Below are 11,147 nucleotides of genomic sequence, written 5' to 3'. Positions count from 1 at the left end.
ACCGGCTACATGGGCGCCTCCTATTGTTATTTAAATTTATTTGATTATAAGAAATGAAATTTTTTTCACAATTAGTCATAAATTCAAAAAACTCCTTTTGCTAAATTTTAGGGATTATAACATAAAAAAATTGAGTTGTCAAATTTATATCAAATTTTTTTCTTCGCCAGGTTGTATTTCACCATTCAAGAGTTTTTTCTTTATTTCTTCTAACTTTGCTTTAATTTGAACACCTTCGTATCCTTTCTTTAGTAAATCTTTCCCCGTGATGGAGAGTTTTAGTTTCTCAATCTTTCGTAAATATTCATAGTATTTTTCCAATAATTCTTCTGGAAGTTTTACAGCTAAAAAAATTAGTTGTTCATTTTGAAAACCGTTGGTTTTTTCATAGAAATATGATAATTTTAATATTTTTTCTTTGTCATTTAAATCTTTAGAAATTTCACTATATACTTTTTTCACTTGCATTAAATTCTTAATAAAATCTTTCGGTAATCCATATCTTTCACTAATTTTTTTGAGAGATTCTTCTGGAGTGTATTGCAGTAGAACGTCTAAAACTAGGTGGAATAGTCTGACTTTATTCAGATAACTTGGTAAGTTAGCCTTAAAGTATCCCTTAACATCAAAAAGTTTTTCTAAATCTTTTTCTAGTGTGGGAGAATAGTAAGTTTTTTCGAATAAGTGAAAAATTATTTTCAGTTTACCCATTCTTTTTACTGCTTTCATTGGTTCAGGTTCTTCTAATATTTTTTCTAATTCTTCTCTTATCCTCATTCCAGTCACTTTTTCCAAATATCCCTTTTCTACAGCTTCTTCTAATTTTGTTAAGGTGTTAGGCTCAATTTCAAAACCAAATCTTTGTTCGAACCTTATAGCTCTCAATATTCGAGTAGGATCTTCGATAAAAGAGAGTGGATAAAGTATTCTTATCTTGCCTTCTTCAAGATCTTTTTTACAATTAAAAAAATCCATCAGTATTCCAAAGGAACCCGAATTAAGTTTTATGGCCATGGCGTTTATAGAAAAATCTCTTCTGTATAAATCTTTTTTAATAGTTGATAATTCCACCTTTGGTAATTCTCCTGCTTCTTCGTAATATTCTGTTCTGGCGGTTGCAATATCAATCCTTATTATCTTATTTTCCCCATTTCTATAAAAAATTGAGCAGGTGTGAAATTTAGGATGTTCAATATATTTTGCTCTCAATTGTTTAGCAACATATTTACCAAATAACAAACCATCCCCTTCCACTACTACATCTATATCGTAGGGTATTGACTTTGTACCGTTTGATTTAGAGTTAATTGCTAGCAAAAGATCCCTGACAAATCCTCCTACTACATATACGTTTAACCCCAACTCATTCCCATATAGCCCAATAAGTTTTAGAAGATTAAGAATAGATGTGGGTAGAATTTTTTCCATTTCTTTTTTTAGATTTTGCGATTTATACTTTTCTTCTAAAATTGGGCTAAGTGAAAAATTAAAAACTCCGTTAGTTGCCCTCAAAAGGTCTGTTCTAGTTATTATACCAACAAGTATACCATCTTTTAAAACGGGAATCCTTCCGATGTCTGCTTCTGCCATGATCCTTCTCACTTGATTCAACGAGGTTTCTACATCAGCAACTTTTAAGTTAGTACTCATTATAGCTTTAACAGGTGCATTTTTTAAACCATGTTTCATTGCTTTTTCTATGTCTTTTTTAGTTACAATACCCACTAATTTATTATCAGAAATTACAGGGAGGCCAGAATGTCCTGTTTGAAACATCAATTCATGAGCCCTTTCAACCGTTTCAAATGATAATATGGTTCTTACGGGAGATGACATAATATGCTTTGCTTTTAAAACTGGGACAAAAGAAGATTTTAACTCTTTTTTAATTTTGTCAATAACCTCTTGTATTCTAAGACCTTTTGTTTTAGCTGAACCAGCTTTTTTATGACCTCCGCCGCCAAATAAAGATAGTATTTTATTTAAATCTATTTCTTCAATTCTTGATCTTGCAACTATATAAATGCTTTTGCCCATTTTTACAACAACAAACAAAACATCCGGAGTAAGAGTTTCAAACAATTTGTGGGTTATAACGTTTAACCCACCTATAAATTTGTTGATTTCAGAATAAGCGATATGTATTGTTATTTCCTCCAAGGTAAGCTCTTGAACATTGTTATAGAGTTTGTCAAAAAGTTCTTTTTGCTCTTTTGTCATTTCTAACGAAACAAACTCTTCTACCTCTTCTATCCTGGCACCGCCTTTTAATAATTCTGCAGAGATTTGATGATCTAATGGAGTCGTTGTAGAAAAAACAAAATTTCCAGTATCTTCATGAATTGCTATTAAAAAAAGAGTTTCATAAGTATCAGGAAGAACTATTTTGCTTTCTAATAATTTTTGAACAACTAATGTTGTGGCACTTCCTACTTCTTTTGAATAATTATTACCTTTGATATTTTGCTCCTTTAACTCTGGATGATGATCATATATGTCAACTTCTATTCCTTGCTCAATAAGAGATTTTATAAATTCAGGAATTCTATTGATATCCGCAGTATCTACAATCACAACTTTTTCAAAATTGTGGTTTTTTATTTCTTCTTGATAATTTTTTATAAAATCATTTTCCTTTTCGTATGGAATATCGTATATATTCAAAAATTCCTTAAGATTTTGCTGAGGTTCTCCTTCAAGTACAATAATAGCATCTTCATATATTAATGATGCCGCAACACATGCAGCAAAACCGTCAAAATCAGCATTTTTATGCGTAGTTATTATAATTTCAGGAACCAAGATAAATTCTCCCTTGGATTAAATCCATTATTTAAAAACATGTTGAATTTGGTTAACTTAATTCAATCTAATTTGCTAATAAATTCCCTTTCTATGAATTCAAAACCTTTTTCCCAAAAATCTTTATTTGAAATGTCAATCCCAATTTTTTTTAGTAATTCTTTAGGTGAATCTTTTGCACCACTTCTAAGCAACTCTTTGTATTTCGGTACAAAAGATTTTCCTTCAACCTTGTACTGTTGGTATAAAGCTAAGACTAATAAATTAGCAAAATTGTATGCATATACGTAAAAAGGTGTTCTAAAGATATGAGGTATACTTGACCACTCATAGTAATATTCTTTTGGTATTATTACTGAATCACCAAACATTATTTCTAATTCTTTTTTATACAGTTCTGCAAGTTCTTTCCAACTTGCACTTCCATTTTGTTCTATCAAATTGTGAGATGATATTTCGAATCTGGCGATCATATTTTGTCTAAACATCGTCGAAAACATTCCTTCAATATTTGATGCCAGGTACCCCGTTCTTTCTTCTTCTGAAAGAGTGGGTAGTATCTTGTCAATAACCAACATCTCACCAAAGACAGAGGCAACTTCCGCCATCGTTAAAGGAGGGTGATAATTCCAAATGTTTTGTTCAGAGGCTAAAGTTCCATGTATCCCATGTCCCAACTCATGCGCCAAAGTACCTACATCGGCAAGAGTAGCTGTAAAATTCAACAAAATAAAAGGTTTTTTATTTGGAAGCGCATAAGATGTGTAAGCTCCTCCCCTTTTACCTTTTCTTATTTCAGCATCGATTCTTTTTTCTTTAAAGAAAGACTCAGCAATTTCTCCAATTTCTTCATCGAACTCGTAATATGAATCTAAAACAATCTTCTGTGCCTCTTCAAAAGAATATTCTTTTTGCACGTTTGTTAAAGGCGCATAGATATCAGCAAGCGTTTGTTCTATACCCAACTTTTTACCTTTCCATCTGTAATATTGCTGAACCATAGGCGTTCTGTCAGTGGTGACCTTTATAACGGTTTCCACAATTTCATCTTCAACTTCATTGTTCAAGTTTCTCATAGAAATCGGGCTTTGGAAGTTTCTCAAATTAGCCTCTGTGTCGTAATTTTTTACAATAGAATTGTATGTTTTTTCGAAGATGAGGCTATCTTCGTCATACTTTTTAAAGAATTCTTTCATTGCTTGACGTCTTAATTTTAAATCAGGTTTTCTTCTTAAAGCCCTTACTTGTGGATCGGTTAATTCTTTGATTTCCCCATCGATCTCTAACTTGAAAGTATATGAACTTGTTAACCGACCATATAGCTCTTCAAAGCCTCCACGTGATGAGTTGTACATAGCAGCTAATACCTTTTCAGCATCTTCACTCAAGATATGATTTTTTGATTTAATAAGCCGTTGAATCACATGAGTGTAATCTTTCAATTCCTGGTCATGCATCAATTCATTTAATTTCTCTTCACTTTGCTTCAATAACCTCGGCTTCCAAAAGGATGATTCCATTTCTATCTTTGAATCGTAATCTTTAGCCTTGGCATAGAGTTTTTGAGCAGTTTCATCTTGGGTGTTGGAATCATAAAGTAAGTGACAATACTGGTAAGTAAAATTATGCATTTTTAAAATTTTCTCAAACTCTTGGAAGAAATTTTTCAACTCACTTGGCGTCAAAGAAGGGTCAGATAGTTTGTCATAATATTGCTGCTGTAACTTTTTGATTTTTCTCAAGCTTTCTTCGAAATCTTCATTAATTTGTGAGTCCTTGGGTGAAGAATAAAAAAACGTTAAATCCCAAGTAGGCAAAACAGTTCATCTCCCTTCTATATATAATGTTTCTGTATAATCTTTCTAGCTTGATCTTCATCTTTCTCCATAGCAGCAATTAATTCTCTTTCATTTTTAAATTTTACCTCGTCCCGCAAAAAATCAATTACATCTAAAACAATATAATCACCATATAGATCACCAAAAAAATCCAAAAAATAAACTTCAACTTTCGGGATTTTTTTATATTCGTTAAAAGTTGGCCTTAAACCGACATTCATTAAACCCCACAAGAAACCTGCTCGTCCCTTTACATATCCTTTTACAATGTAAACACCAAACTTTGGTAATATGATTTTCTCTTTTTCCCAAACGTTAATATTTGCAGTTGGAAAGCCAAGTTTAAACCCTAGATGCCTATCTTCATAGACTGTACCTTCCAGAGTCCAAGGCCTTCCAAGCATTTCATTTGCCGTCTTAATATTACCTGATTTTAGCTCTCTTTTTATTGCGGAAGAACTAACCCTGTTTCCTTGACTTTTTAAATCTTTCAGTACTTTGACCACCAAACCTTTGCTTTGACTAACAGCTTGTAAATATTCCACATCGCCTAAAGCATCTTTCCCAAAGGTGAAATCTTCACCGCACACTATTGCTTTTACACCCTTTTTCATCAATTCCTCAAGATATTGTTCATGGGGTAATCCCCATACTTCTTCTAAATCTTTTACTTCAACCTTAAATCCCAAATCTTCGCAGATTTGTTTTCTTCTCCAACTAGGAAGGATAAGGCCTTCAAAACCTCCAATATACTTTTCAGGAGGATATCTAAACATCAAAACCAAGGGGTCAAACCGTAAATTATTTGCAAGTTGGAGAGTATTTTTCAATATATATTGATGGCCTTTATGTACACCATCAAAGATTCCGATTGTGAGTGCGTACAATTTTATGTCACCTCGTACAGAATTTTATTTATTTTTACTATTCTATCGTTTCTTTCTTCTTCTTTAAAGAGAGTTTTTAAAAATGCTGATTTTTTTTCAGCTTTACCTATTCCTAAAAAATACCCTTTTTCATCGTATATTTTAACGTAATCATTTTTGTTGAAATTAGAAAATTCTAAAATATTATCTTTATAAATTTGGTACCCTTTAATGACTTGTTGACCGTTATTAATCTTAACGTAAGGGAGATCTAAAGCCTCATCCATTTTTAACATTTTTTCCAACGAAACTTCTTCTAACAGAATACTATCTTTTAATTCAAACTTACCACTCTTTATTCTACAAAGTTCTTTGGTAACAGCTCCACATCCTAAAGCATATCCTATATCCATGATTAATGATCTTATATAAGTTCCAGAACTTACTTCTACATTAAAACTAAATTCTTGTCCTTCTTGTGAAAAATTTGAAAGCTGATATATTTTTACTTTTTTTGGAGGAAGATTAATTATTTTACCTTCACGCGCATATTCATAAAGCTTTTTACCTTTATATTTTTTGGCTGAATATGCAGGAGGAACTTGCAAATATTCCCCCACAAATGAAAAACATATGTCTTTCAAATTAGAGATGTGTTGCTGAGTAACTTCGTTCTTTTCTTGTACTTTTCCTTCTATATCAAAAGTATCTGTAACGATCCCCAATTCAGCTTTTACATAGTATGTCTTTTTTTCGGTCTGAAAAAATTCTAATAGTCTTGTAGCTTTATTTATTCCTACAACTAGTACCCCAGTAGCAAAGGGATCAAGAGTACCAGCATGACCAACCTTTCTAATTCCAAGTTTTTTTCTGATTATTGAGACAACGTCATGGGAAGTAATACCCTTTGGTTTGTTGATTACTAAAAAGCCACTTTTCATTTACTCTCCTCGTTTTTCTCTATTTTCTCTATTAGTTTATTTATTCTTATACTTGCTTCAATACCTTCGTCTTTATGGAACCTTACTTCGGGGGCTTTGAACATTTTAATATTTTTTGCGATAAGAGTTCTAAACATACCCTTTGCGTTGTTTAGAATTTCGATAATAGCATCAACATCTTCATCGAGGGATGATACATATACATCTAAATAAGATTTATCTTTTGATAGACGTACCATATTTATATCAATAAATTTGTCTTTTAATCTAGGATCCTTTAATTGAGAAAAACCTTGGGTAATTAATTTTTTCATTTCAGACTCAAGCATTTCTCTTCTATACTGAGCCATCAGATGTCACCTCCATATCATCGAACACTTCTTTCATATTCGTAAACTCAGGAGACCTTTTAATTATATCTTTGAATTCTTCAAAATAACTGGAATATTTATTATAATTTAATCCCAAAAAGTTCCAAACCTTTAAATCAACCTCAGGAATATCGAAGCATCCTGAATAGCCATAAAAATATGAATTAGTAGTTATATTCGCAACATTTACAATATACAATAATTTTCTTGCTTCTTCATTACTAGACTCTAAAGGATTATCATGGTATGTAGCGGTTTCTATGACTAAGTCTGACATATTCCAATTTTTAAAAAGCTTCCTCCCAATCTGTTGATGCGAATAAGTTGATAACATATTTTCCGCCTGAAAAAAAGAAATTTTTTCGTGTTGAGCAACTTTAATGACCATCTCAAAAACTTCAGGCATAATATGTGCCATCACTACCTTACTAAGATCATGTAAAACGCCACACATAAAGGCTTCTTCTTTATCAGGGGAATTAAGATATTTTGCTAAAAGTTCTGAGGCCACTCCAGTTGAGATCAAGTGAACCCAAAAATGCTGTGTATTGAAAAAAGGTATTTCTTGAGAAAAATAATTCTCGACGGTAAAAATACTTAAAGCTAAATTCCTTACCGTTTTGAACCCGAGTAGATTTATCGCTTGTGTTAGTTTCGTTACTCTCTTAGGTAGTGCATAATAAGCCGAATTAGATAGTCTTAAAATCTTTGCAGTTAAAGCAGGAGATTGAACGATCATATTATGCAAGTCATTTATATCAGCATAGGGATCGTTGGCTATGTTTATAATTCTTTGTACAATAAAATCAGGCGTAGGTAATTCTTTAATTTTTTTGGTGATCTCTTGAATATCCATTTCGTTCATTATATCAGTTCCTTCCATCAAATTTCAATTTATTCATTTGCTTATTGTCTGTTTTTCACAACAAATCTTTAAGAAGTAATGCCGAAATAGAAAAATAGAAAAACATACTTAGTATATCCATCAAAGTTGAAATAAAAGGGCCAGAGATCAAGGCTGGATCTAAATGTATTTTTTTTGCAAAAAAAGGTAGGATGGCTCCTAAAAGATTTGAAATCATTACTACTATAATTATAGACAAAGATAAACTCAACATAATTAAAGGTTCTCGAGTATTAACAATTGATCTTAAAAACATGATTATTCCCAAAATTATACCTAAAATTATACCAGAAAACAACTCTTTACTTAAAACTTTTTTAAAATCATCCTCTTCAATATCTCCAACTGCCATTGATCTAATTACTATAGCGGACATTTGACTCCCAGTATTTCCTCCTATAGCGTTAATAGTTGGCATAAATGCCGCTAATACAGTAATTTTCTGTAAAACATCTGAAAATCCTTCAATTACAAAGACGGCAATACTCTCAAAAAGTAATAAGGCACCAAGCCAGATTACCCTGCTTTTTATAAGCGCCCAGATGGAAGTATGGAAATAAGAAGTTTCTGTTACTCCTACCGCCGCCATTTTTTGGATATCTTCTGTAGCTGATTCTTCTAAAACATCCACAATATCGTCAATTGTTATTATTCCGACCAACCTTTTTTCACTATCTGTAACCGGAATAGCTAAAAGATCATAATCTTGCATGATCCTTGCAACTTCTTCTTCATCATCGTAAACTGTTGAATAGATTGGATTTTCATTCATAATATTTTTTATGAATTCATCTTCTTCCGAAAAAATCAAATCTTTTAATTCTACTGTCCCTTTTAATTTTCTAGTGTTATCTATCACAAACAAAGTGTAGATAGTCTCTTTTTTATTTCCTTCAACCTTAATATGTTGAAGCGCCTCTTTCACAGTCATATTTTCTTTAAGATCCAAAAAATTCGGGTTCATTATCCTTCCTGCAGAATATTCAGGATAATTCAAAAGAGTAAGCGTATTTTGTCTCTCTTCATTAGAAAGATGGGCAAGTAAACGTTTAACTACGTTAGCAGGAAGTTCTTCTAAAAGATCAGCTCTATCATCAGGTTCCATATTTTCTATTATTTCTTTCAACTTATCTTCTTTAAAGAGAGAAAGTAATTCCATTTGATCGTCTTTTTCTAAATGAGAAAATACTTCTGCTGCTGTGTCTTTAGGCAAAAATCTGAAAACAACAATTTTTTCATCCTGTGGTAATTCTTCAATCATCTCTACAATTCTTGCGGGTTCTTGTTCTTTTAACAACTCTTTTAGAAGTTTAAACTCTTTTTCGTTTATTAATTTTTTTATATCGACTTTTACTTCAACCTTCAATTTTGTTCCTCCTTTCAATCATTATGGTGGTAGATCAGAAAATTCAAAGAAACTACCGGTACTATCCATCTTTACCACTCCTTTCTTGCTAAAAATTTTACGCCTTTTCAGGCTCTTTTACAAAATAGAAAAGTATTGCCCCAATGATAAACAAAAAGAGCAAACTTGCAACTCCCCATCTTGAACTCTTTCCAATTTGTGTAAAGATCCCTACTAAAAAAGGGCCCAAAATAGCTGAAAATTTTCCGAATATATTGTAGAACCCAAAATACTCTGCAGATCGATCCTTTGGTATCATTCGACCATAAAGTGACCTGCTAAGGGCTTGAATTCCACCTTGAGAAGATGCTACTAACATAGCTAATATCCAAAATTGAACAATGGTTTCTAAGAAAAAAGCAAAAACAGTGATAAAAGTATAGACAAAAATCGCAAAATATATCAAACTTTTTGTAGAAAACCTCTTGGATAATCTTCCATATAACAAAGCAAAAGGAAAAGCTACTATTTGTATCACTAAAAAAACTACCAGCAAATCGTTGGCGTTAAGTCCGACATCAAGTCCATAGGAAGAAGACATCCTTATTATCGTATCCACACCATCTATATAGAAAAAATATGCCATTAAAAAGAGAAAAACATTTTTATTGCCCTTCAGATTCTTTAAAAATTGCGTGATCCGTTTAAAAGAATCTTTTATTGGAGTTTTCGTTTTTTCTACATAGTATGTTTGCTTCACATTTTTCATAATCGGTATAGAAAAAATTAACCACCACGCTGCTGTAATAACAAAAGCCAGTTTTGTTGCGGAAATAGTGGAGTTAAGACCGATTAATGAAGGATTCAAGATAAAAATAAGTCCAATTAAAAATGGGATAGTACTACCTATATAACCCCATCCAAAGCCACTAGAAGATACCCAATTCATACGTTCTTTTGAAGTTACATCTGTTAAAAAGGAATCGTAGAAAACATTCGCTCCAGAGAATCCTATGCTGGATAAAACATATAACACTAAGGCAAAAAACCATTGTCCTTCTTGAATTAAAGACAGTGAAGCTGTAAATACAACACCCATTAAAAGGAAAAAGAGCAAAAACCTTTTTTTATAGTTCTTATAATCAGCTATTGTTCCTAAAATTGGAGCTAAGATCGCCACTATCAAAGTAGCAATAGTAGATGAATAACCCCAATAAGCGGTTGACAAATAATCCGGCATCTGAGCGGCGGCATAATCCTTAAAGAATATCGGTAATAGTGCGGTGGTTATAGCAACTGAATACGCAGAATTCGCCCAATCGTACAAAATCCAACTTCTTTCCTCTTTTGTCAACTTTGCCCTCCCCCTTATTGATTGTCTTTTTCATTATTGATAAAAAGATCTAAAGGATCTTCATAATAATCTTCCATCACCGATAGAATTTCACCAATCTGAGCAAAGTACTCATCAACGTCTTTTTCATCATAGATTCCCTTTAAGAATTCTTCTAACTTTTCTAAATCCACTTCAGGATTTTCCTCAATGTACTTTTCAGCACTTTTGATTATTTCTTCCATCAAAATCACCTCCTTTTACTATATGCCTTTATTATAACAAACTTTTATCAACTTTTTTTAAATTTTAATAAAATATAATAAAACAAAAAAATTGGGTAAAAATACCCAATCATTTAAAGTTTAAATTGTTTATGCTTGCAAGAAAAAACAAAATTATATTTGCATTCTCATTATTTCTTTATATGCTTCAACGATTCTATTTGTAACTTCTGTTGTTAATTGTAACGATAGAGAAGCCTTTTCTGCAGCAATCATAACTTGATGTATATCTGTTATATTACCAGCCGCATAATCTGCTGCAACTTTATCTGCATTCTTTTGAATTGAATTTACTTCCTCAATCGCATCTTTTAATAATTTAGAAAAGTCTAAATTTTTATCTTCTTGTTTAGTTTTTTCTGGAACCAATTTATTGGGGTCAATCCCGTTTATACCATTTATGCCGTCGGTCATCAATATTCACCTCCTTATTTATCTACCTATACTGTCTTTAGAAACTCTA

The 11,147-nt window shown here is 31.9% G+C and carries 10 protein-coding genes; all 10 read right to left on the bottom strand.

The annotated features are described in order from the left end of the window. Positions 1-144: 144 nt before the first annotated feature. A complete protein-coding gene (locus X928_RS00120) occupies positions 145-2,802 on the bottom strand; it encodes a CBS domain-containing protein (protein ID WP_103077960.1) in 2,658 nt (885 codons plus the stop codon). Between the two features lie 62 nt (positions 2,803-2,864). Then, complete coding sequence (locus tag X928_RS00115; protein WP_103077959.1) at positions 2,865-4,619, bottom strand: M3 family oligoendopeptidase; 1,755 nt, start codon at positions 4,617-4,619, stop codon at positions 2,865-2,867. Positions 4,620-4,636: 17 nt separating this feature from the next. Next, positions 4,637-5,527 carry a riboflavin biosynthesis protein RibF gene (gene ribF, locus X928_RS00110; RefSeq protein ID WP_103077958.1) on the bottom strand — a complete coding sequence of 297 codons (891 nt, stop codon included), beginning with the start codon at positions 5,525-5,527 and terminating at the stop codon, positions 4,637-4,639. Between the two features lie 2 nt (positions 5,528-5,529). Next, on the bottom strand, positions 5,530-6,447 hold the full coding sequence (gene truB, locus X928_RS00105) for a tRNA pseudouridine(55) synthase TruB (RefSeq protein ID WP_103077957.1): 918 nt from the start codon (positions 6,445-6,447) through the stop codon (positions 5,530-5,532). After that, positions 6,444-6,797 (bottom strand): 30S ribosome-binding factor RbfA, encoded by a 354-nt coding sequence (gene rbfA / locus X928_RS00100; RefSeq protein WP_103077864.1) that lies wholly within the window; start codon positions 6,795-6,797, stop codon positions 6,444-6,446. Before rbfA ends, truB begins: the two co-directional genes overlap by 4 nt. Continuing rightward, positions 6,784-7,683, bottom strand: coding sequence for an HDOD domain-containing protein (locus tag X928_RS00095; RefSeq protein WP_169926234.1), 900 nt, complete (start codon positions 7,681-7,683; stop codon positions 6,784-6,786). The genes rbfA and X928_RS00095 overlap by 14 nt, the downstream gene beginning before the upstream one ends. A 55-nt stretch (positions 7,684-7,738) precedes the next feature. Further along, positions 7,739-9,088 (bottom strand): magnesium transporter, encoded by a 1,350-nt coding sequence (gene mgtE / locus X928_RS00090; RefSeq protein WP_103077955.1) that lies wholly within the window; start codon positions 9,086-9,088, stop codon positions 7,739-7,741. A 97-nt stretch (positions 9,089-9,185) separates the two neighbouring features. After that, the gene (locus X928_RS00085; protein WP_425440349.1) at positions 9,186-10,439 is read right to left on the bottom strand and encodes an MFS transporter; all 1,254 of its coding nucleotides are present in this window, start codon (positions 10,437-10,439) and stop codon (positions 9,186-9,188) included. Continuing rightward, positions 10,436-10,645: a hypothetical protein gene (locus X928_RS00080; RefSeq protein WP_103077860.1), complete on the bottom strand. Its 210-nt coding sequence runs from the start codon at positions 10,643-10,645 to the stop codon at positions 10,436-10,438. Before X928_RS00080 ends, X928_RS00085 begins: the two co-directional genes overlap by 4 nt. A 153-nt stretch (positions 10,646-10,798) precedes the next feature. After that, positions 10,799-11,098: a flagellar hook-basal body complex protein FliE gene (fliE, locus tag X928_RS00075; RefSeq protein ID WP_103077953.1), complete on the bottom strand. Its 300-nt coding sequence runs from the start codon at positions 11,096-11,098 to the stop codon at positions 10,799-10,801. Positions 11,099-11,147: the final 49 nt, after the last annotated feature.

It is taken from the genome of Petrotoga miotherma DSM 10691 (assembly GCF_002895605.1).
Lineage (GTDB): Bacteria > Thermotogota > Thermotogae > Petrotogales > Petrotogaceae > Petrotoga > Petrotoga miotherma.
The sequence above is the reverse complement of the archived record's forward strand: the minus strand, read 5'-3'. Positions and strand labels throughout refer to the sequence as shown.

What these genes read in the sequence shown, in the direction of transcription:
- truB (WP_103077957.1), bottom strand. Translation starts at nt 6,447, where the DNA reads ATGAAAAGTGGCTTTTTAGTAATCAACAAACCAAAGGGTATTACTTCC.
- rbfA (WP_103077864.1), bottom strand. Translation starts at nt 6,797, where the DNA reads ATGGCTCAGTATAGAAGAGAAATGCTTGAGTCTGAAATGAAAAAATTA.
- X928_RS00095 (WP_169926234.1), bottom strand. Translation starts at nt 7,683, where the DNA reads ATGAACGAAATGGATATTCAAGAGATCACCAAAAAAATTAAAGAATTA.
- X928_RS00080 (WP_103077860.1), bottom strand. Translation starts at nt 10,645, where the DNA reads ATGGAAGAAATAATCAAAAGTGCTGAAAAGTACATTGAGGAAAATCCT.
- fliE (WP_103077953.1), bottom strand. Translation starts at nt 11,098, where the DNA reads ATGACCGACGGCATAAATGGTATAAACGGGATTGACCCCAATAAATTG.